The organism is Aeromonas sp. Marseille-Q7275 (assembly GCF_965119515.1).
The window spans coordinates 22,753-43,618 of record NZ_CBCPLW010000017.1; the positions used below are offsets into that span (position 1 = coordinate 22,753).

Consider the following 20,866-nt stretch of genomic DNA (forward strand, 5'->3'; position numbering starts at 1 on the left):
CCTGACATAAAATGCATGCCCTGAATCAACCGTTTTTACTACGGATTGCGCGAGCCCTTCACATGACAAAATGGACACTGGGGTCTTCTTATCCCATCGCCCTGACCATCAGCCTTGTTCCTGCCCTGAGTCCGTTCACGGTGCAGGCGGCGCCCCTCAATGCGCCACCGGCCACCGGGATCCTCAACAGCCTCTGCTATGACTATGTCCCCAAGGTCGAGAAACCCAGCGCGGATCAGGACGCCAATGCCCAGCCCGTCGAAGTGGATGCCGATCGCCTTGAGGCCAAGCAGGGTGGCACCGCCGTCTATGAAGGTGACGTCAAGGTGCGTCAGGGCGTGCGCAAATTTGACTCCGACTATGCCCAGCTCGATCAGAAGAGCCGGGACGTCATCGCCATCGGCAACATCTATTACAACGATGGCCAGATTACTGTCACCAGCGACAAGACCCTCAAATCCAACCTGGACACCAAGAACTCCGAGCTGGAAGAGGGCAAGTATCAGGTGCATGGTTCACCGGTGCGCGGCTTCGCCGAAAAAGTCACCATGACCAACAACAACCAGAACATCACCCTGGAGGGGGCCCAGTACACCACCTGCCCACCGGGTCAGGAGGCCTGGACCCTGAAGGCCGGCAGCATCGACATCGATCAGTCCGAGGTGTTCGGGGAAGCCTGGAACGCCAGCCTCTGGCTCTATGACTATCCGGTCTTCTATTTCCCCTATATCAACTTCCCCATCAAGGATGAGCGCAAGACGGGCCTGCTCTACCCGGGCTATACCCAAAGCTCCAAGAACGGCATGGACATCACCCAGCCGTTCTACTGGAACATAGCGCCGAACTACGATGCCACCATCACCTCCCGCTTCATGGACAGACGGGGCCTTATGGAGCAGGTCGAGTTCCGCTACATGCCGGACCCGGCCCACGTGGGCAGCCTCTATTTCGAAAACCTGGCGGATGACAAGCAGTACGACGAGACGGACAGCCTCAACGATTACCTGTCCGATGGGCATCGCTACCTGCTGAACGCCCGCCACACCTCCATGTTCATGGACAACGCCCTGCGGGTGTCGGTGGACTACACCAAGGTGCGGGATCGGGACTACAACTACTTCAACGACTTCTCCCCCAAGGTGGGGACCCAGGTCGACAACCAGTTGCAGCAGTCCCTCACGGCCGGCTACTTCCAGCAGAACTGGAACCTCAATGCCGAGGTGCGCACCTACCAGATCCTGCTGGCCAGTGCCCAGCAGCCCCACGAGCTGATGCCGCGCATCAACCACAACTACTACCACCAGGGCAGCTGGTACGATCTGGCCTGGAGCACAGAGCTGACCAACTTCGGCTACAACAACGACCAGGCTATCCAGCAGAACCAGGGGGAGGCCTATACCGGCACCCGGGTCTACACGGCGCCCACCCTGACCATACCGCTCATCGACGAAGCCGGCTACTTCCTCGACAGCCAGTACAAGCTGATGTACACCCGTTACGATCAGACGGTGCCGGATGACATGAGCAGCACCTTCACCAACCGATTCACGCCTCAGGGTGGGGGGGATGTCACCCTGGAAGAGGGTATCATCACCCGGGTGCTGCCTTCGTTTCGCCTCAAGGGCGGCATGACCTTCGAGCGCAACCAGCAGTGGTTCGGCGAAGGGGCCAGCCAGACCCTGGAGCCCGAGTTCCAGTACCTCTATGTGCCCTACAAGGATCAGGACAACATCGGGGTCTACGACTCCACCACCATGCGTCAGGACTACTACAGCCTGTTCAGCGACCGCCGCTTCGCCGGCCTGGATCGCATCAGCGACTCCAACCGGCTCTCGGTCGGCGTCACCACCCGTATCTATGATCCGGCCGGAGATGAACGAATTCGGCTGGCCGTTGCCCAAGCCTTCGACTTCGTGGCGCCCAGGGTCAAACTCTACTCCAGCGACGAGCTGAGCACCAATACCCGCTCCCCGCTCTCATTCGAGGGTGACGCCAAGATCAACGAGCAGTGGTATGCCCATGCCGGGGCACAATATGATCTGGAGCAGCGTCAGATAAGCTCCTCCAACAGCGCCCTGGAGTACCGCCACGAGAAGCTGATCAGCCAGTTGAGCCACCGCTTCGTGCGGGACGCCAACTACGACCTGGATCGCAAGGGCGAGGTGACGGATCTCAACCAGATCGGCCTGCTGTTGACCACACCGCTCAACGATCAGTGGCACCTCTATGGCGGCTACTATCAGGAGCTCGATCAGAACGTCAAAGTTGACCGCAAGGTGGGTCTGAAATATGACTCCTGCTGCTGGAGCATCAACTTCAACCTGGAGTGGGTCAATACGCCGGACAACGTGAACCTGGCCCCGACGTCCGAGCGCAGCCTCGGCATTCAATTTGAAATGAAAGGATTGGGTAGCGTGGGTACCGGCTCCAAGGGCACCTCCCTTGACACCGAAGCACTGCCTTACATTCGTCCGTTTAACCTGCGAGACCAATAACGGGTCTGGCAAACGCCTTGAGAGATGGATATGAAGAAGACGTTGATTTCCCTGCTGACCGCAGGCCTGTTTGGAGTCATGAGCCAGGGCGCCCTCGCCGCGCCCGAGCTGGTGGACAAGGTGCTTGCCGTGGTCAACAAGGACGTGGTGCTGGCCAGTCAGCAGGAAGCCCTGGTGCAGAAGGTGAAGGCTTCCGCACAGGAGAGCGGCCAATCCCTGCCCGATGACGTCACCCTGCGCAAGCAGGCGCTGGATCGTCTGATCCAGGAGAGCCTGCAGCTGCAGCTGGCGGATCGCCAGGGGCTCAAGATCAGTGATACCCAGCTGGAGCAGGCCATCCAGAGCATAGCCGCCGACAACAAGATGAACCTGGAGCAGCTGCGTGCCCAGCTCGAACGGGAAGGGCTGACCTATGCCCAGTACCGGGAAGAGGTGCGCCGCGAGATCCTGATGAACGAGGTACGCCGCAGCCAGGTTCGCCGCCGCATCAACATCTCCGAGCAGGAGGTGAAGCAGGTGGTCGAGGCCCTGAGCAAGCAGGGCCAGCAACAGACCGAATACCACGTCGGTCACATCCAGGTTGCCCTGCCTGACAACCCCAATGCCGAGCAGCTCAACGCCGCCAAGGCCAAGATAGAGCGCATCCTTGCCGCCCTGAAGGAAGGGGCGGACTTCCGCAAGCTGGCCATCGCCGAGAGCAACGGCCCCAAGGCCCTGGAAGGGGGTGACTGGGGCTGGATGAGCCCGCAGGAGATGCCGACCCTGATGTCCGAGGCGGTACAGGGCGCCGGCAAGGGCGATATCGTCGGCCCGCTGCGCTCCGGCGCCGGTCTGCACATCATCAAGATCTTCGACACCAAGGGTCAGCAGCAAGTGATGCAGACCGAGGTGAAGGCCCGCCACATCCTGATCAAGCCCTCCATCATCCTCTCCGAGGAGAAGGCCAAGGGGACTCTGGACGGCATCTTGCACGACATCAAGAGCGGCAAGGCGAGCTTTGCCAGCATGGCGGAGAAGTACTCCGAGGATCCGGGCTCTGCGGTGCAGGGTGGCGAGCTGGGCTGGTCTGATCCCAACGTCTATGTGCCTGAGTTCCGCGACATGGTCAACCGCCTGCAACCGGGCCAGATCAGCGAGCCCTTCCGCACCAGCCACGGCTGGCACATAGTGCAGCTGGAAGATCGCCGCAGCCAGGATGCCACCGGCAAGGCCCAGGAACAGCGCGCCTATCAGCTCATCTTCAACCGCCGCTTCACCGAAGAGTCCCAGGCCTGGCTGGATGAGCTGCGCGACGAAGCCTACATCCAGATCGAACCCAATTAATGGGCGACGAGCAGATGAACAGCCATCGTCTTGCCATCACGCCGGGTGAGCCCGCCGGCATAGGCCCGGATCTGGTGCTGCAGATAGCCCAGCGGGACTGGCCGCACCAGCTGGTGGTGATTGCCGACCCGGCGCTGCTGCGCGAGCGCGCCGCCCTGCTGGGACTGCCCATCGAGCTGGAACCCTATGATGCCGCTGCCCCCGTGAGGGGTCAGCGGGCGGGAACCCTGACGGTCTGTCCCGTCCCCCTCGGCGCCCCCGTGGTGCCGGGCGAGCTCGACGAGGGCAATGGCGCCTATGTGCTGGCCACCCTGCAGCGCGCCTGCGACGGCAACCTGAGCGGCGAATTCGCCGCCGTGGTGACAGGCCCGGTGCACAAGGGGATCATCAACCAGGCGGGCGTCTCGTTCAGCGGCCACACCGAATTCTTCGCCCAGCAGTCAGACACCACCGACGTGGTGATGCTGCTGGCCACCGAAGGGTTGCGGGTGGCGCTGGCGACCACCCACATTCCCCTCGCCTACGTGGCCATGGCCATCACGCAGGAGCGTCTTGCCAAGGTGATCCGCATCCTGGATGCGGATCTCAAGGGCAAGTTCGGCATAGCACACCCCAGAATTTACGTCTGCGGCCTCAACCCCCATGCCGGGGAAGGGGGCCATCTCGGCCGTGAAGAGATCGACGTGATCGAACCCGCCCTGGCCAGTCTGCGCCAGGAAGGGATAGATCTGGTCGGCCCCTTGCCGGCCGACACCCTGTTCCAGGAGAAATACCTCAAGGATGCGGATGCGGTACTCGCCATGTACCACGACCAGGGGCTGCCGGTGCTCAAATACAAGGGCTTTGGCAACTCGGTCAACATCACCCTCGGACTTCCATTCATCCGTACTTCGGTGGATCACGGCACAGCGCTGGATCTGGCAGGCAAGGGCCTGGCAGACTCGGGCAGCCTGGTCACCGCGATTAACCACGCCATCCAGATGGTAGAGAAAAAAAGATATGAGCAGTAAGGTGCAGAGCAACAAGGTGCACATGGGCCACACGGCCCGTAAGCGTTTCGGTCAGAACTTCTTGCACGACCGTTATGTGATCGACCAGATCGTCGCCGCCATCAATCCGCAACCGGGTCAGAACCTGGTGGAAATCGGCCCGGGTCTGGCGGCGCTGACCGAACCGGTCGCCTCCCAGATGGACAAGATGACGGTGGTCGAGCTTGACCGGGATCTGGCGGCTCGCCTGCGCGAGCACCCGACCCTCAAGGAGAAGCTGACGGTGATCGAGGCCGATGCCATGCGCTTCGACTTCGGCACCCTGATGGGAGAAGGCAAACCGCCCCTGCGCATCTTCGGCAACCTGCCCTACAACATCTCCACCCCGCTCATCTTCCACCTGTGCGAGTTCGCCGACCGGGTGGAGGACATGCACTTCATGCTGCAAAAGGAAGTGGTACTGCGTCTGGCCGCCGGTCCCGGCAGCAAGGCCTATGGCCGCCTGAGCGTGATGACCCAGTACTACTGCCAGGTGGTGCCCGTGCTGGAAGTGGGCCCCGGCGCCTTCAAGCCAGCCCCCAAGGTCGACTCGGCCGTGGTGCGCCTCATCCCGCACAAGAACCCGACCATAGTCGCGAAAGACATCCGCTGCCTGAGCCGGGTCTGCACCGAGGGCTTCGGCCAGCGTCGCAAGACCATCCGCAACAGCTTCTCCAACTTCATCACCGACGCTCAGCTGACCGAGCTTGGCATCGATGGCAACCTGCGCCCGGAGAACCTCTCCCTCGAGCAGTTCGTCATGATAGCCAACTGGCTGGCCGATCAGCAGCAGGCCTGATCCCATGGCATCCCGGATAGTGGTTCGCCCGCACCCCAGCTATGTGGCGGGCACCGAGGATCCCTACCATTTTCTCTATCTCATCGAGATAGAGAATCTGGGGCCGGGCAAGGTGCAGCTGCTGCATCGGCGCTGGCTCATCACGGATGCCAATGGCAAGATGCTGGAAGTGGAAGGTCCCGGGGTCGTGGGCGAGCAGCCCTTCATCGCCCCCGGCGAGACCTTCACCTATCAGAGTGGCGTTCCCCTCCCCACCCCCTTCGGCGTGATGGAAGGCAGTTACACCCTGCAAGACGAATCGGGGCAGCAGTTTGAGGCCCCCATAGCCCCCTTCACACTGGCCGTTCCCAACATTATCAACTGAGGTTTCATGGCGAATTGTTTCGTCGGTGATATCCAGGGCTGCTACGACGATCTGCGCCGTCTGCTGGATCTTGCCGAATTCGACCCCGACAACGACACCCTCTGGCTGTGCGGCGATCTGGTCGCCCGCGGGCCGGACTCTCTCAACACCCTGCGCTTCGTCAAGTCACTGGGAAACCGCGCCGTGACCGTGCTCGGCAACCACGACCTGCACCTGCTGGCGGTGGCTCATGGGGTCGCCCCCCTCAAGAAGAAAGACAAGCTGCAGGCCCTGATGGAAGCCCCGGATCGGGACGAGCTGCTGGAGTGGCTGCGCCATCGCCCCCTGCTGGCGGAGCACCCGGATCTCCCCATCATGATGATCCATGCCGGTCTCTCTCCGGCCTGGGATGCCCACACGGCACGCAGCTGTGCCCGCGAGGTGGAGACGCTGCTGCGCGGCGATCAGTACAGCTGGCTGCTGCACAACATGTATGGCGATCAGCCCGATAGCTGGGACGAAAATCTGCTGGGGATAGAGCGCTACCGCTACATCATCAACACCTTCACCCGGATGCGCTTCTGCTACTTCGATGGCCGGCTCGACTTCAAGTGCAAGAAGGGGCCCACGGAGTCCACTCCCGGTCTGCGTCCCTGGTTCGAGCAGCGCGAGCACCATGTGGACGATCCCATACTGGTGTTCGGCCACTGGGCGGCCCTGATGGGCGCCACCGGCAAAGATGACATCAAGGGGCTGGACACCGGCTGCGTCTGGGGCAACAGCCTCACCCTGTGGCGCTACGAGGACGATGCCCTGATAGCGACCCCCTGCCCTGCCTATGCCAAGTGAGTATTACGCCCAGGCAGCGACCCCAGTCTCACTGATGCCAGTCAGTCATCAGGAAGAGCGGATATAAAACGGGCCCGGCATTGTCGGGCCCGTTTTATGGGGTGAGGTCGTGGCTTACAGCTTGCGCCCCAGCCGTTTCTCGACCTGGCGCCGCTCCCAGTCTGGCCCGAACAGCTTGAATGGCTGGAACAGGCTGATGGCGTGGGAAGCCAGCCCCAGCCCCCAGCCCAGCATGGGCCACCAGGCCCAGATATAGTCCGGGTTGCTCAGGTAGTTGATGACAAACAGCCCCCCTATCACCAGCACATAGCTGATGAGGTGGCCATAGAAGCCCTTGAGCCCCTCGACGAACTTCATCGCCTCCCGCTCATCCCTGGCCACATGCACTGTCCCCTGACTGTCGGTCTCGTTCCCTTTCATCTCGCTCTCCTGCAGTTGAGTCACATCGAGCTCAAAGACGGCAGCCAGGGCCTTGAGGGATTCCAGTCCGGGCTGCTGGCCCTGCTCGATCCGCTGTATGGTGCGGACACTCAAGCCAGTCAGGGTCGCCAACTGATCCTGGGACCAACCCCGCTGCAATCTCAACTTCCTGACGATCATCTTGGACTCCTTGTGGTGATTGACGGGGCCAGCATAGGGCTGGCACGGCGAGAGGTGACACGACAGAGGGCCGACACAAACCTGACTATCGTTTCAAATCAAAGACTTGAAATATGAACAGGAGGTTCACCCCGGTGCGGACACACAAGCTGGTGTGCCCGCACAGGCCGTCACAGGCTCCGCATCAGCTCGGCGGCGATCTCGAAGGAGCGCAGTCTGGCCTGATGATCGACGATGGGACCGTTGAACATCAGCTCGTCGGCCCCGGTTTCGGCCAGCAAGGCCTTGAGGCCGTGACGCACCTGATCCGGATCCCCCACCAGGGAGCGGGCCAGGGTCTGCTCCATCGCCATCAGCTCCCGGGGTGACCACGCCTCTCCCAGGCTCTGCACCGGCAGCGGCAGCTTGCCAGCATCCCCCCGGTAGAGGCGCAGGAACTGCTGCTGGAGCGTGGTGAACAGGAAGCGGGCCTCCCGGGTCGTGTCGGCGGCGATCAGGTTGATGCAGACCACCGCATAAGGCTTGGGCCAGCGCGCGGAAGGGCGGAACTGGGTGCGGTAGATCTCGAGTGCCTGCAACAGCAGGCCGGGGGCAAAGTGGGAGGCAAAGCCGAACGGCAGCCCCATGGCGGCCGCCAGCTGGGCACTGTAGAGGCTGGAGCCCAGCAGCCAGATCGGCACGTGCAGCCCCTGGCCGGGCACCGCCTGCACGGCGCCCACCTCGTCACCGAAGTAACCCATCAGCTCGCGCACGTCCGCAGGAAAGTCATCCACCTCGCCGCTGCGCTGGCGGCGCAGCGCCTGCATGGTGCGCTGATCGGTACCGGGTGCACGGCCAAGACCGAGATCGATGCGATCCGGGTAGAGAGAGGCGAGGGTGCCGAACTGTTCGGCGATCACCAGGGGGGAGTGGTTCGGCAGCATGATGCCGCCGGCCCCCAGCCGCAGAGTGCTGGTGGCACCGGCCAGATGGCCGATGAGCACCGAGGTGGCGGCACTGGCGATCCCCGGCATGTTGTGATGCTCCGCCAGCCAGTAGCGGTGGTAGCCCCAGCGCTCGGCATGCCGGGCCAGATCCTGCGAATGACGAAACGACTCGGCCGGCTGGCTTCCTTCGGGGACGGGCACCAGATCCAGGACGGAATAGGGGATGGCAGACATGGGACACTCCATTGATTCACAGGCGATTCACCAGTGGAGCAATGTAGCACGAGATATCTGAATGAATCACCTGACCAGGCTGCCGGGACCCGCGCCATGCAGCTCGCGGCAAGGGGAACGCCAGAAGATAAGGGCCCCCGTTCTGGCCCCCGCCTCCTATGCTTTTTGTCATCTTGCGAGCACACTGTTAGCAGATCATCGCGGGGAGCGCCCGCAGGACAAGGACAGGTCCATGACAAAAGCAAGCCTCGGCAGCAAGCCCTTTTACGTGCACATTGCCACCCTCTTCATACTGCTGTTCTCCGTGCTGGGGGGCGCCCTCATCATGCTGCAGTTTCAACAGGGCATGCAGCAGGGGCTGGAGCACGAACGGCAAAACTTCCAGCAGTACAGGGAGCAGCTGGCGCTCGCCATCAAGCTGAACCAGCGCCCGGCCCGCATGTCGCTCAGCCTGTTGCGCAGTGGCCAGCTGGCCGCCATGACCAGCCTGGAGTCCCGCCTCGGCTACCTGCCCCAGCTGGCCGAGGTGCTGGCCAACAGCGCCAGCTATGGCGCCATCTATGCCGGTTACGAGAACGGCGACTTCTTCCTGGTGCGCAAGCTGACCGAGCGGGCCAGGGGGTTGCTGGACAGCCCCCCTCCCGGGAGCCACCTGCTGGTGCAGAGCCTGAGCCAGGGCCGGGGAGAGTTTCTCTATTTCAACCAGCGCCTGCGGCTGCTGGAGCGGCGGCCCATGCCGGACTACCAGTTCGATCCCCGCGACCGCGGCTGGTACAAGGAGGCCCGCTGGGGCACCGGCATCATAGTGACCCACCCCTATCTCTTCTTCACCACCAAGGAGCCGGGCATGACGCTGGCGGTGGAGAGCGACGATCGCCGGGCTGTGATAGGGCTGGATGCCGGCGTGGAGGGGCTCTCCTCCCTCATCGGCGAGCTGCCCCTGCCGAGCCACTGCCAGCTGGTGATGTTCGACGAATTCGGAACCCTGCTGGCCACGGATCCCGAGCAGCTGCCCAGTTTCGAACAGCTGAGCCGCCTGCCCATGCTGTCTGCGCTCAAGCACCCCATACTGGCCAGGTTGCAACAGGAGATGGCCTCCAGGCCCGCCCTGCTGCACGAGCCGGCCGAGCTGACGCTGGACGATGGCAATGGCCGTGACTGGCTGGTCAACCTCTCCTCCCTCGACGAGGACTCCCCCTTCTACCTGGCCCTGCTGGTCCCGGCGGACGCGCTCACCGCACCGGCCCGCCACGACGCCCTGCGCAACCTGGCCTGGGCATGTGCCGGTCTGCTGCTGCTGCTGCCCGTCATCTGGCTGGTAGCGCGGCGCACCGCCGCCCCCTTGCTGGCGCTGACGCAAGAGGCCGAGCGGATCCAGCACTTCGACTTCGGCGAGAGCGAGCGGCCCGACTCGGCGATCCGCGAGATCGACGATCTCGCCCGGGCCATGTCCAGCATGCGGCTGACCCTGGGCAACTTCATGAGCATGGGTCTGGCGCTGACGGCCGAGCACCGCTTCGATTCCCTGCTCAGCCGCATACTGCACGAGACGGTGGCGGCGGCCCAGGCGGAGGGCGGTTGCCTCTATCTGGCCCAGGACAGGCAGATGAAGGCTGTTCAGGCCATCTGGCAACGGCAGCCCCTGGATTGTGAGCGGGTGCAGTGGCAGGAGTCCCTGCTCGGCGGCCTCTACCATAGCGAGCGGCTCAGCCTGCCCCTCAACGCCGAGCAGTGGTCGCACTACCTCGCCGACTGGGGCCCCTTCCCCGGCCCCCGCCAGCTGCTGGCCGAGCCCCTCTACAATCACCGCCAGGAGTTGATCGGCTGCCTGTTGCTGATCCTGCCGGACTGCGCACCACGGGAGCTGGCGTCACGCATCAGCCTCATCGAGGCGCTGGCGGGCATGTCAGCCTCCGCCATCGAGAATCAGCGCCTGCTGGAGGAGCAAAAGCAGTTGCTGGAGGCCTTCATCGAGCTCATCGCCGGCGCCATCGACGCCAAGAGCCCCTACACCGGAGGCCACTGCCAGCGCGTGCCCGAACTGACCCGCATGCTGACGGAGGCGGCCTGCGCCCAGCAGCAAGGCCCCTTTGGCGACTTCACCCTCAGCGACGAGGAGTGGGAGGCCATCCATATCGCGAGCTGGCTGCACGACTGCGGCAAGGTCACCACACCTGAGTTCGTGGTGGACAAGGCCACCAAGCTGGAGACCATCTACGACAGGATCCACGAGATCCGCACCCGTTTCGAGGTGCTCAAGCGCGACGCCCATATAGAGGCGCTGGCGGCCCGGCTGCCCGCCTCCGATCGGCAGGCAGCCCTCGAGGCCGTGACCCCGATCTGGCAGATGCTGGATCAGGAGTTCGCCTTCGTCGCCGAGTGCAACCTGGGGGGCGAGTGGATGGCACCGGAAAAACTGGCACGGCTCGATGCCATCGCCAGCCGCACCTGGCTGCGCACCCTGGATGATCGCCTCGGCGTCAGCCCGGAGGAGCTCAGGCGCCATCCCGGGGAGGCGGTGCCGCTACCCTGCCGCGAGCCACTGCTGGCCGACAAGCCGGTGCACCTGATTCCCCGCCCCGCCCACGACAACCTGGCCAGGCACAATCCCTGGGGCTTCAAGGTGCGGGTGCCCACCCATCTCTACAACCGGGGAGAGCGCTACAACCTCGCCATCGGCCGTGGCACCCTCACCGAGGAGGAGCGCTACAAGATCAACGATCACATCATCCAGACTATCCGCATGCTGGAACGACTCCCCTTCCCCCGTCACCTGCGCAAGGTGCCGGAGATCGCAGGGGGCCATCACGAGCGGATGGACGGCACCGGCTACCCGCGCCAGCTGCTGGGTGAGCAGATGAGCATTCCCGCCCGCATCATGGCCATCGCCGACATCTTCGAGGCCCTGACCGCGAGCGATCGTCCCTACAAGTCGGGCAAGACGGTCTCCCAGTCCCTGACCATCATGCAGAGGATGGTGCAGGAGCAGCATATAGACCCGGCCCTGTTCTCCCTCTTCCTCGACAGCGGCGTCTGGCGGGACTATGCCCTGCGCTTCCTCACCCCCGAGCAGCTGGACGAGGCGGCCTGCCAGGCCCTGCTGGCGGAGCCGCGCTAGCCGCGATTCCCCGGGCGCCCATAAAAAAACGGTCAACCGAGGTTGACCGTTTTTTCATCTCCAGGCTGCCCCTTAGAACAGCAGGTGCGCCACACCGGCGATCACCGGCAGTGTCACCAGGGTGCGCAGCAGGAAGATGACGAACAGCTCCCACAGCTTGACCGGGATCTTGCTGCCCAGCAGCAGGGCGCCCACTTCCGACATATAGATGAGCTGGGTCACCGACATGGCGGCGATCACGAAGCGGGTGATGTCGCTCTCTATGGTCGAGGCCAGCACCGCCGGGATGAACATGTCGGCGAAGCCCACCATGATGGTTTTGGACGCCGCCTCGGCCTCCGGCAGTTGCAGCAACTCCAGCAAGGGGACGAAGGGGGCGCCCAGCCAGTTGAAGATGGGGGTGTGCTCCGCCAGCATCAGGGCACAGGTCCCGATCGCCATCACCACCGGCAGCACGCCAAACACCATGTCCAGGGCGTTCTTCACCCCTTCCCGCGCCACGGCGCCGAGATCAGTCATGCTGTCGGCCTTGGCCAGGGCACGCTGATAGCCATAGCTCAGCACGCTGTGCTGATGAGGGATCGCCTCCTGCTTGCGGCACAGGGGAGTGCCGTCGCTGTAGACATCCTTCTTCCAGGAGAGCGGGGGCAGGCGCGGCACCACTATGGCGGCGACCACACCGGCCAGGCAGACAGTCAGGTAGAAGGGGACGAACATGTGCTCCAGCTTCACCTGGGAGATCACCACCAGACAGAAGGTGATGGAGACGGCGGAGAAGGTGGTGCCGATGACGGCGGCTTCACGCTGGGTGTAGAACTTGCCCTCGTACTGCTTGCTGGTAAGCAGGATGCCGACGCTGCCATCCCCGAGCCAGGAGGCGAAGCAATCCACGGCGGAGCGACCCGGCAGGCGGAACACAGGGCGCATGATGCGGGTCATCATGGTGCCGACGAACTCCAGCAGGCCGAAGTCCAGCAGCAGCGGCAGCAGCAAGCCGGCGAAGATGAAGACGGAGAACAGCACCGGCAGCAGATCGTGCAGCACCAGGCCGCCGGTCGCCCCGGAACGCAGCACCTCGGGACCGGCCTCGAAGAAGGTCAGCAGCACGAAGAGGCCCCCCAGCACCCGCACGCAGGCCCAGAAGGGGGAAACGTTGAACAGGCTGTTGAGGAAGGGGCGTCTCACCAGGATCGCCGGCTTGAACAACCAGGCGATCAAGGTCATCAGCATGGTAGTGGTAATGATGGCGCTGACCATGGCCACCAGATAGTCGGCGAACACCGTCTGTACCAGCTTCGCCAGCACGGCGACAGGGATTGTGACATTGCCGTCATAGATGACGGGGGTCATGAACAGCAGGATCCCGATGAGCGACGGGATCAAAAACATCAGCACATTGCGGCGAGTATGGATCGCCGGTGCCTGCAGGGTCTTTTCCAACATGATAGACAGCCTTAAATGTGACTTTTCCTTCAGCCAGGCCGCCTGCATATTCATGCCCTCGCCCGGCAAACGGGCGCAAGAATAACCCAAAAAACTGCACAAACAAGCTTTTAATGGATTATTTCAAGCATAAATATTTTATCAGGCAAACCATCCATAAGAACAAACCAAAACAGTCATGCATATCAATTCAATTCAACAGGTTAGCATAATGTTTCATACAGGTTACGTTCAGGGGCGCAGTATAATCAGTTGCGGTTGGCAGGCAATAAGTGGCATGAGAAATATATCTATAAGGTGATCCCGTCGATCCTCCCATAAAAAAACCGGAGCCTGTCGGGGCTCCGGTCTTGTCACGAAAGAGAGTCTCAGTCGCGGACGTAGATCACTTCGACGCCGTCGTCATCTTCGTCATCCCAGTCGTCGTCATCGTCCAGCGCCTCATCGAAGGCCTTGGAGGCTGCCAGGGCTTCCGCCTCGGCCTGGGCCAGCTGGTTCTTGTGGTAGTCGTCCCACTTGAACTCGACCTTCTCGATGGCGGCCTTGGCATCGGCTTCCAGCTGACGGGGCATGGTGTCCAGCAGATCCAGGATGTCGTAGCATACCTTCTTGGTGCCTTCCTTGCTGATGGCAGTGATGGCATAGACAGGGCCTTCGTGGTTCAGGGCTGCCTTGACTCTGTCCATCACTTCCTGGGCTTCTTCTTCCAGGATCAGATCCATCTTATTGAATACCAGCCAGCGCGGTTTGCCCGCCAGCTCGGGGCTGTACTTCTCCAGCTCCCGGACGATGGTCACGGCATTCTCGGCCGGATCGGAACCGTCAACCGGGCAGATATCCACCAGGTGGATCAGCACGCGGCAACGCTCCAGGTGCTTGAGGAAGCGGATACCGAGGCCGGCGCCTTCGGCGGCACCCTCGATCAGACCCGGGATATCGGCGATGACGAAGGAGCGGGAGTTCTCCCCACGCACCACACCCAGGTTCGGCACCAGGGTAGTGAAGGGGTAGTCGGCCACTTTCGGGCGGGCGGCAGAGACGGCGCGAATGAAGGTGGACTTGCCCGCGTTGGGCAGACCCAGCATGCCGACGTCAGCCAGCAGCAGCAGCTCCAGCTTCAGGGTGCGCACTTCACCCGGGGTGCCGTTGCTCTTCTGATAGGGGGCGCGGTTGACCGAGCTCTTGAAGCGGGTGTTGCCAAGGCCGTGGAAACCGCCCTTGGCGACCAGCAGCTTCTGGCCGTGGGTGGTCAGATCCCCCAGCAGTTCACCGGTATCCTCATCGCTGGCGCGGGTGCCGACCGGGACGCGCAGGGTACGATCCTTGCCGCGACGACCGGTACAGTTGGCGCTCTGGCCGTTCTCGCCACGCTCGGCGGCATGGAAACGCTCGAAACGGTAGTCGATCAGGGTGTTCAGGTTCTCGTCGGCGATCAGATAGACATCACCGCCGTCACCACCGTCACCGCCGTCCGGACCACCGTTCGGGATGTACTTTTCACGGCGAAAGCTCACACAACCGTTACCACCGTCACCGGCATCGACTCGAATCTGGACTTCATCAACAAACTTCATAGGTAACCGTCACCTTAATTCGAAAAACCGATACGCAATTATAGTGGTACAGACCCCTGCGGGCGATACGCATCTTGCCAATCATGCCCGTCAGAGCCAAAGTCAGCTGCGTTCCGTTTTTTCGTCAACGACATCAGGAAAGACGTCAGAAAAACAAAAGCCCCGCCTGTTGGCGGGGCTTCGGATCCTTGCGGTCCGTAATTACTCAGCAACGATGCTGACGTACTTACGATTCAGCGGACCTTTAACTTCGAACAGGATCTTGCCAGTCGCTTTCGCGTACAGGGTGTGATCGGTTCCCAGGCCAACGTTGGTGCCAGCGTGGAACTTGGTGCCACGTTGACGAACGATGATGCTGCCTGCCAGAACTGTTTCGCCGCCGAAACGCTTAACGCCAAGGCGTTTAGCTTCAGAATCGCGACCGTTGCGGGATGAACCGCCAGCTTTTTTATGTGCCATTTATCGGACTCCTCTAATTAAGCGCTGATGCCAGTGATTTTGACTTCAGTGAACCACTGACGGTGGCCCGCTTGCTTACGATGGTGCTTACGACGACGGAACTTGACGATAGTCACTTTCTCGCCACGGCCGTGAGCCACAACTTCAGCTACAACCTTGCCACCTTCAACGAAAGGAGCACCTACTTTAAAAGTGTCGCCTGCAGCAACCATCAGAACTTCGTTGAAGTCGATGGTAGCGCCAGTCTCAACGTTCAGCTTTTCCAGACGAACGATTTGACCTTCGGCCACACGGTGTTGTTTTCCGCCGCTTTGGAATACCGCGTACATTTGATTAACTCCGTAAAGGCGTGTCTTTTGCTCAAGGCCAGACACGCGCAAAAACCTATAACAATGGGCGGGCATTCTACGCAGAACGATTTGCCTAGGCAAGGCCAATTTAGCAAAAAGTTTATTTTGTGCGCATATCTGCCGCCGTGAATAAACGCTTAACTGTAACCCATTGTGAAATCGTGTAGAATCCCCGCCATTGCTAAAAACGCAGTAATTGCTGCCGTCACGTTACGAGACTTATGGACCAACAGACTATCCGTGCGCTCTGTGCCGCCGACATGACGGCGGTCAATGAACTGATCCTGGCCCGGCTCCAGTCCGATGTCAGCCTGATCAACCAGCTGGGTTTCTACATTGTCAGTGCAGGCGGAAAACGGATGCGCCCCATGCTGACGGTAATGGCAGCCCGCGCACTGGGGTACCAGGGTCAGGACCATCTCAAGCTCGCCGCCATCATCGAATTCATTCATACCTCTACCCTGCTGCACGACGACGTGGTCGATGAATCCGACCTGCGCCGCGGCCGGGAGACCGCCAATGCGCTGTTCGGCAACGCCGCCAGCGTCCTGGTCGGTGACTATCTCTACAGCCGCTCCTTCCAGATGATGAGCGAGCTCTCCAACTTGCGGGTGATGGAGATCCTGTCGGATGCCACCAATACCATCGCCGAGGGGGAAGTGCTGCAGTTGATGAACTGCAACGATCCGGACACCACGGAAGAGAGCTACATGACGGTCATCTACTGCAAGACCGCGAAGCTGTTTGAAGCCGCCACCCGCCTCGCCGCCGTGCTGACCCATCAGCCCGAGCCCGTCGAGCAGGCCATGACCGACTACGGCAAGTATTTGGGCACCGCCTTCCAGATCATCGACGACGTCATGGACTACTGCTCCCAGAGCGACGAGATGGGCAAGAACGTCGGCGACGACCTGGCCGAAGGCAAGCCCACCCTGCCGCTGCTGCGCGCCATGGCCGTGGGCACCCCGGAAGAGCGTCAGCTCATCCGCGACGCCATCGAGCACCGCAACGGCATGGAGCATCTCGAGCGCATCCTGGCCATCCTGGATCGCACCGGCGCCCTGGAGTACTCCCGCATGCGGGCCCGGGAAGAGGCCGACAAGGCCATTGCCGCCCTCGCCATCCTGCCGGACTCCCAGCACAGGCAGGCGCTGGAGACCCTGGCCCAGATGGCGGTACAGCGCAGCGCCTGAGCCTGCGTGTCAGCATCCAAAAAAAAGAGGCCATAGGCCTCTTTTTTTGGTCTGCGCCTTGCTCTCAGGCGTCAGCGCTCTCTTGAGCGCTCAATGGGCCAGCGCCCAAAGGATGACGGCACCCGCCACCACCAGGCAACCGCCGATGCGCCGCAGCTGCTCCGGCGGCTGATCGCTCATCAGTCTCAGCATCTGTTGCCAGGCCCTCGGCGCCAGCAAGGGGCCCAGCCCCTCGAACAGCAGCAACAGCCCCACTCCCATCAAGATGGCTGTCAGCATGACTCCTCCTGCCCCCTGGGCCTTGTCTCATCAAGCAAAAGGGCCTGAATCATCAGGCCCTTTGGGTTATGGCGCTATGCCTGCTTACTGCTTGTCACCGTGAGGCGACTTGAGGTAGCGGAAGAACTCGCTGTCAGGCTTGAGGACCATGAGGTCGTTGCCGCCGGCGAAGCTCTTGCGATAGGCCTCCATGCTGCGCACGAAGCTGAAGAACTCGGGGTCCTTCTTGTAGCTGTCGGCATAGATCTTGGCGGCTTCGGCATCCCCTTCACCACGCAGCTGACGCGCATTACTCTCGGCGTCGGCGATCATGACGGTGACCTTGCGGTCGATGTCGGCACGCAGGATCTCGGCCTGCTCGCGGCCCTGGGAGCGGTGCTCACGGGCGACTGCAGTCCGCTCGGCACGCATCCGCTGATAGATGGAGCTGGAGACTTCCACCGGCAGGTTGATCTGCTTGATGCGCACATCCACCACCTTGATGCCGAGCTCGGAGGAGCGCGCCATCTTCATCAGGGCATCTTCCATCACGGTACTGCGCTCGCCGGAGACGATGTCCTTGATGGTGCGGTTACCGATCTCGGAACGCAGACCGTTGTTGATCTTGCGCTTGAGCAGGTCTTCGGCCTGGATCTTGTTGCCACCACCGGTCGCCAGGTAGTACTTGGAGAAGTCCTCGATCTTCCACTTCACGTAGGAGTCGATGATGAGGTCTTTCTTCTCGGAGGTGACGAAGCGATCCGCCTGGCCTTCCAGAGTCTGGATGCGGGCATCCATCTTGCGTACCTGATCGATGAGCGGCACCTTGAAGTGCAGGCCCGGCTCATAGAGACGCGGCTCGCCGGAGTCAACCCGCTTCACCTTGCCAAACTGCACCACTATTCCCTTCTGCCCTTCATCGACGATAAAGACGGAAGAGAAGCAGACCATGGCGGCCACAGCGATGACACCAATAGCTAGCTTTTTCATCTATCAGTTTCTCCCTGTGCTGAAACGGTCACCGCCACGGAGCGGGGTCGGAGTGGAGTTGGCCCCTTCGTTGGACGGCTGGGCCGGCTCCACCGCAGGTGTGCCCGCCGGACGCGCCGGTTGCACGGCATTCGCCTTGCCGGACAGCTTGTCGAGCGGCAGGTAGATCATGCTGTTGTTGCCAGCAGGCATGTCGACCAGCACCTTGTTGGCTTGCTGATAGAGCTCTTCCATGGTTTCCAGGTAGATACGCTCACGAGTCAACTCGGGGGCGGACTGGTACTGGGGCAGCAGCTCGTTGAAGCGCGCGACTTCACCCTTGGCCTTCAGCACGATCTGGGACTTGTAGCCTTCGGCTTCCTGTTCCAGACGCTTGACCTGACCACGGGCCTTGGGCTCGACTTCACGGGCATAGGCTTCCGCTTCACGGATGAAGCGCTGCTCATCTTCCTGGGCGGAGATGGCGTCATCGAAGGCGTCCTTCACCTCTTCCGGCGGACGCGCCGGCAGGAAGTTGACGTCGACGATCTGCAGACCCATCTGGTAGGGCTCAATGATGCCATCGATCACCTGCCAGGTCTCCTGACGGACTTTTTCCCGACCCGTGGTCAGGACATCATCCATCTTGGTATGACCCACCACGTAGCGCAGGGCGCTGTCGGTGGCCTGGCTCAGACTCTCGTCGGCATTGGTGACGCTGAACAGATACTGCTCGGGATCGACCACGCGGTACTGCACGTCCATCTCGACCCGGACCACGTTCTCGTCCTGGGTCAGCATGAAGCCGGAGGCAGGCAGGGAGCGCACCGATTCCACATCCACCGGGATCACCCGATCGATGAAGGTCGGTTTCCAGCGCAGGCCCGGATCCACGTTGTGGGAGTACTCCCCAAAACGCAGCACCACGCCCCGCTCGGCTTCGCGAATGGTGTAGAAGCCGCTGACGACCCACACCACCACGGCCACCACCAGGGCGATGGAGAGGCCAAACTTGCCCACATCACCACCGGATTTGCCACCACCGAACAGGCCACCGAAACGACGGCTCACCTTGCGCAGCATTTCATCCAGATCAGGGGGTCCCTGATTCTTGCCGTTGTTCCCCCAAGGGTCACGGTCTTTGCCGTTGTTACCAGGCTCATTCCAAGCCATCAGCGTCTCCATTAATACATGCGGATGGATATCATCTCTATCGGGCCATCAACCGTTGACGAAGCCTGTCTTCATCGCCGGATCAATGCCTGATAAAGCGTTGTAAACTCTCACCTTCTTGTTTCATGAGGCGGTTCCAGTCGGCAAGCTGCAAGCGTACCTCCAGGACAAAATCCCCCTCCTCGCTGAAACCTTCCTGCTCGATGCCTTTCAGTCGATAGAGCGCACTGCGCAATCTCGCGGCCGAGGGCGGCAACTGCAGGGTGTGATGGACCATGGATCCGGCCAGCAGTTCGGTCAGGGCCTGGAACAGGTATTCACTGCCTTCACCCGTCTGGGCCGACAGCCAGACTCGCTGCGGGCGCCCTTCGTCATCCCGCTCCAGACCGGCCGGACGATCGGCCAGCTTGTCGATCTTGTTGCAGATCATCAGCTGGGGGCGGTCGTCCGCTTCGATCTCGGCCAGGACTGTCTGCACCGAATCGACATTCTCCTGCATCTGCTCATCGGCACAGTCCACGACGTGCAGCAGCAGGTCCGCTTCGCGGGTCTCCTGCAGCGTCGCCTTGAAGGCCGCGACCAGATCATGGGGCAAGTGCCGAATAAATCCAACTGTATCCGCCAGGATCACATCACCCACATCCTGGATCACCAATTTACGCAGGGTGGGATCCAGGGTTGCGAACAATTGGTCGGCAGCATACACGCTGGCATCTGTAAGTTGGTTGAACAAAGTGGACTTTCCGGCGTTGGTGTAGCCCACCAGCGACACGGTCGGCACCTCGTTGCGGTTGCGGGCGCGACGACCCTGCTCCCGCTGCTTCGCCACCTTGTCGAGCCGGCGCAGAATCGCCTTGATGCGCTCTCGCAGCAGGCGTCGGTCGGTCTCAAGCTGGGTTTCACCCGGGCCGCGCAGACCTATCCCGCCCTTCTGACGTTCGAGGTGGGTCCAGCCTCGCACCAGGCGAGTAGAAAGATGGCGCAATTGGGCCAGTTCGACCTGCAACTTGCCTTCGTGGGTACGGGCGCGCTGGGCGAAGATATCGAGGATGAGGCCTGTCCTGTCCACCACACGGCACTGGAACAGACGCTCCAGGTTGCGTTCCTGGGCAGGGGTCAGGGCATGGTTGAAGATGACCACGTCCGCGCCCAGCATCTGGACCTGGGACGCGATCTCTTCCGCCTTGCCGCTGCCGACAAAATACTTGGCACTGGGCGCGCTGCGACTGGTGGTGATCACCCCCAGCGCATTGACCCCGGCCGAGCTCACCAGCATCTTGAGCTCGTCCAGATCCTCCCGCTCACCCTCATCGCTGAAGTTGACATGTACCAGAACGGCCTGTTCACCAGCTTCGTAACGGTCAAACAAGCGCTTGCTCCTTGACAGGTATCATGATGATTCTGAGTTGGCGAGTGGGCTCGCCGCGGGATATCACGCCTCGGCTTCACCCTGCTCTTCACCGGCGGCGCCCGGGGCGTGCTGGTGATGGTTGACGGCACGGGCTGGCACCACGGTGGAAATGGCGTGCTTGTAGACCATCTGGCTCACGGTGTTCTTCAGCAAAATGACAAACTGGTCAAACGATTCGATCTGACCCTGCAGTTTGATGCCGTTCACCAAATAGATAGAAACAGGAATCCGCTCACGGCGCAGCGCATTCAAAAACGGGTCTTGGAGAGATTGCCCCTTAGCCATCTTTCTTTTCCTTATAGTTTGTTGTTTTTAAACACC

The 20,866-nt window shown here is 61.6% G+C and carries 19 protein-coding genes; 8 read left to right on the forward strand and 11 right to left on the reverse strand.

Annotated elements, in window-relative coordinates; translation table 11 throughout:
* Positions 1-62: 62 nt before the first annotated feature.
* From lptD to ACWPWQ_RS15715, 6 genes are read left to right on the forward strand one after another with little or no spacing between them, the layout of a single operon-like run.
* Complete coding sequence (gene lptD, locus ACWPWQ_RS15690; protein ID WP_454010221.1) at positions 63-2,495, forward strand: LPS assembly protein LptD; 2,433 nt, start codon at positions 63-65, stop codon at positions 2,493-2,495.
* Between the two features lie 30 nt (positions 2,496-2,525).
* A complete protein-coding gene (gene surA, locus ACWPWQ_RS15695; RefSeq protein ID WP_139435016.1) occupies positions 2,526-3,818 on the forward strand; it encodes a peptidylprolyl isomerase SurA in 1,293 nt (430 codons plus the stop codon).
* Between the two features lie 14 nt (positions 3,819-3,832).
* The gene (gene pdxA, locus ACWPWQ_RS15700) at positions 3,833-4,828 is read left to right on the forward strand and encodes a 4-hydroxythreonine-4-phosphate dehydrogenase PdxA (protein ID WP_454010222.1); all 996 of its coding nucleotides are present in this window, start codon (positions 3,833-3,835) and stop codon (positions 4,826-4,828) included.
* The gene (rsmA, locus tag ACWPWQ_RS15705) at positions 4,818-5,645 is read left to right on the forward strand and encodes a 16S rRNA (adenine(1518)-N(6)/adenine(1519)-N(6))-dimethyltransferase RsmA (RefSeq protein WP_162519146.1); all 828 of its coding nucleotides are present in this window, start codon (positions 4,818-4,820) and stop codon (positions 5,643-5,645) included. The genes pdxA and rsmA overlap by 11 nt, the downstream gene beginning before the upstream one ends.
* A 4-nt stretch (positions 5,646-5,649) precedes the next feature.
* On the forward strand, positions 5,650-6,009 hold the full coding sequence (gene apaG / locus ACWPWQ_RS15710) for a Co2+/Mg2+ efflux protein ApaG (protein ID WP_429109358.1): 360 nt from the start codon (positions 5,650-5,652) through the stop codon (positions 6,007-6,009).
* Between the two features lie 6 nt (positions 6,010-6,015).
* The gene (locus ACWPWQ_RS15715) at positions 6,016-6,837 is read left to right on the forward strand and encodes a symmetrical bis(5'-nucleosyl)-tetraphosphatase (protein ID WP_342058822.1); all 822 of its coding nucleotides are present in this window, start codon (positions 6,016-6,018) and stop codon (positions 6,835-6,837) included.
* Positions 6,838-6,951: 114 nt separating this feature from the next.
* On the opposite strand, the gene ACWPWQ_RS15720 is transcribed toward ACWPWQ_RS15715, so the two are convergent.
* On the reverse strand, positions 6,952-7,437 hold the full coding sequence (locus ACWPWQ_RS15720) for a 2TM domain-containing protein (protein WP_454010223.1): 486 nt from the start codon (positions 7,435-7,437) through the stop codon (positions 6,952-6,954).
* A 170-nt stretch (positions 7,438-7,607) separates the two neighbouring features.
* Positions 7,608-8,597, reverse strand: coding sequence for a luciferase-like monooxygenase (locus tag ACWPWQ_RS15725; protein ID WP_342058824.1), 990 nt, complete (start codon positions 8,595-8,597; stop codon positions 7,608-7,610).
* 232 nt (positions 8,598-8,829) lie between these two features.
* Here ACWPWQ_RS15725 and ACWPWQ_RS15730 point away from each other — a divergent pair, with 232 nt between their 5' ends.
* Positions 8,830-11,715, forward strand: coding sequence for an HD domain-containing phosphohydrolase (locus ACWPWQ_RS15730; protein WP_454010224.1), 2,886 nt, complete (start codon positions 8,830-8,832; stop codon positions 11,713-11,715).
* Positions 11,716-11,787: 72 nt separating this feature from the next.
* Here ACWPWQ_RS15730 and ACWPWQ_RS15735 read toward each other — a convergent pair whose 3' ends face one another.
* The 4 genes from ACWPWQ_RS15735 to rplU form a co-directional block, all read right to left on the reverse strand.
* Entirely contained in the window at positions 11,788-13,158 is a 1,371-nt protein-coding gene (locus ACWPWQ_RS15735) for a YjiH family protein (RefSeq protein ID WP_139435027.1), read from the reverse strand.
* A gap of 368 nt (positions 13,159-13,526) precedes the next feature.
* Entirely contained in the window at positions 13,527-14,732 is a 1,206-nt protein-coding gene (cgtA, locus tag ACWPWQ_RS15740) for an Obg family GTPase CgtA (RefSeq protein WP_025328121.1), read from the reverse strand.
* A 201-nt stretch (positions 14,733-14,933) separates the two neighbouring features.
* A complete protein-coding gene (gene rpmA, locus ACWPWQ_RS15745; protein ID WP_005311678.1) occupies positions 14,934-15,191 on the reverse strand; it encodes a 50S ribosomal protein L27 in 258 nt (85 codons plus the stop codon).
* Between the two features lie 17 nt (positions 15,192-15,208).
* Positions 15,209-15,520 carry a 50S ribosomal protein L21 gene (gene rplU / locus ACWPWQ_RS15750; RefSeq protein WP_005304210.1) on the reverse strand — a complete coding sequence of 104 codons (312 nt, stop codon included), beginning with the start codon at positions 15,518-15,520 and terminating at the stop codon, positions 15,209-15,211.
* 242 nt (positions 15,521-15,762) lie between these two features.
* On the opposite strand from rplU, the gene ispB reads away from it, so the two are divergent.
* Positions 15,763-16,734, forward strand: coding sequence for an octaprenyl diphosphate synthase (ispB, locus tag ACWPWQ_RS15755; protein WP_265435995.1), 972 nt, complete (start codon positions 15,763-15,765; stop codon positions 16,732-16,734).
* Positions 16,735-16,824: 90 nt separating this feature from the next.
* On the opposite strand, the gene ACWPWQ_RS15760 is transcribed toward ispB, so the two are convergent.
* The 5 genes from ACWPWQ_RS15760 to hfq all read right to left on the reverse strand — a co-directional run bounded on the left by ACWPWQ_RS15760 (position 16,825) and on the right by hfq (position 20,830).
* Complete coding sequence (locus ACWPWQ_RS15760) at positions 16,825-17,013, reverse strand: DUF2065 domain-containing protein (protein WP_025328123.1); 189 nt, start codon at positions 17,011-17,013, stop codon at positions 16,825-16,827.
* 84 nt (positions 17,014-17,097) lie between these two features.
* Positions 17,098-17,982 (reverse strand): protease modulator HflC, encoded by an 885-nt coding sequence (gene hflC / locus ACWPWQ_RS15765; RefSeq protein WP_043130464.1) that lies wholly within the window; start codon positions 17,980-17,982, stop codon positions 17,098-17,100.
* A gap of 3 nt (positions 17,983-17,985) precedes the next feature.
* On the reverse strand, positions 17,986-19,134 hold the full coding sequence (gene hflK, locus ACWPWQ_RS15770; RefSeq protein ID WP_025328125.1) for an FtsH protease activity modulator HflK: 1,149 nt from the start codon (positions 19,132-19,134) through the stop codon (positions 17,986-17,988).
* 82 nt (positions 19,135-19,216) lie between these two features.
* Positions 19,217-20,503, reverse strand: a complete 1,287-nt coding sequence (gene hflX / locus ACWPWQ_RS15775; RefSeq protein ID WP_106885926.1) for a ribosome rescue GTPase HflX — start codon at positions 20,501-20,503, stop codon at positions 19,217-19,219.
* A 63-nt stretch (positions 20,504-20,566) separates the two neighbouring features.
* The gene (gene hfq / locus ACWPWQ_RS15780; protein WP_011704864.1) at positions 20,567-20,830 is read right to left on the reverse strand and encodes an RNA chaperone Hfq; all 264 of its coding nucleotides are present in this window, start codon (positions 20,828-20,830) and stop codon (positions 20,567-20,569) included.
* Between the last annotated feature and the right edge of the window lie 36 nt (positions 20,831-20,866).

Bases quoted from the DNA above. Each gene is read 5' to 3' on its own strand.
- cgtA (WP_025328121.1), bottom strand. From the start codon at position 14,732: ATGAAGTTTGTTGATGAAGTCCAGATTCGAGTCGATGCCGGTGACGGT.
- lptD (WP_454010221.1), top strand. From the start codon at position 63: ATGACAAAATGGACACTGGGGTCTTCTTATCCCATCGCCCTGACCATC.
- surA (WP_139435016.1), top strand. From the start codon at position 2,526: ATGAAGAAGACGTTGATTTCCCTGCTGACCGCAGGCCTGTTTGGAGTC.
- hflC (WP_043130464.1), bottom strand. From the start codon at position 17,982: ATGAAAAAGCTAGCTATTGGTGTCATCGCTGTGGCCGCCATGGTCTGC.
- hfq (WP_011704864.1), bottom strand. From the start codon at position 20,830: ATGGCTAAGGGGCAATCTCTCCAAGACCCGTTTTTGAATGCGCTGCGC.
- ACWPWQ_RS15715 (WP_342058822.1), top strand. From the start codon at position 6,016: ATGGCGAATTGTTTCGTCGGTGATATCCAGGGCTGCTACGACGATCTG.
- rplU (WP_005304210.1), bottom strand. From the start codon at position 15,520: ATGTACGCGGTATTCCAAAGCGGCGGAAAACAACACCGTGTGGCCGAA.
- ACWPWQ_RS15725 (WP_342058824.1), bottom strand. From the start codon at position 8,597: ATGTCTGCCATCCCCTATTCCGTCCTGGATCTGGTGCCCGTCCCCGAA.
- ACWPWQ_RS15760 (WP_025328123.1), bottom strand. From the start codon at position 17,013: ATGCTGACAGCCATCTTGATGGGAGTGGGGCTGTTGCTGCTGTTCGAG.
- ACWPWQ_RS15720 (WP_454010223.1), bottom strand. From the start codon at position 7,437: ATGATCGTCAGGAAGTTGAGATTGCAGCGGGGTTGGTCCCAGGATCAG.
- ispB (WP_265435995.1), top strand. From the start codon at position 15,763: ATGGACCAACAGACTATCCGTGCGCTCTGTGCCGCCGACATGACGGCG.
- pdxA (WP_454010222.1), top strand. From the start codon at position 3,833: ATGAACAGCCATCGTCTTGCCATCACGCCGGGTGAGCCCGCCGGCATA.
- ACWPWQ_RS15735 (WP_139435027.1), bottom strand. From the start codon at position 13,158: ATGTTGGAAAAGACCCTGCAGGCACCGGCGATCCATACTCGCCGCAAT.
- hflK (WP_025328125.1), bottom strand. From the start codon at position 19,134: ATGGCTTGGAATGAGCCTGGTAACAACGGCAAAGACCGTGACCCTTGG.
- apaG (WP_429109358.1), top strand. From the start codon at position 5,650: ATGGCATCCCGGATAGTGGTTCGCCCGCACCCCAGCTATGTGGCGGGC.
- rsmA (WP_162519146.1), top strand. From the start codon at position 4,818: ATGAGCAGTAAGGTGCAGAGCAACAAGGTGCACATGGGCCACACGGCC.
- ACWPWQ_RS15730 (WP_454010224.1), top strand. From the start codon at position 8,830: ATGACAAAAGCAAGCCTCGGCAGCAAGCCCTTTTACGTGCACATTGCC.
- rpmA (WP_005311678.1), bottom strand. From the start codon at position 15,191: ATGGCACATAAAAAAGCTGGCGGTTCATCCCGCAACGGTCGCGATTCT.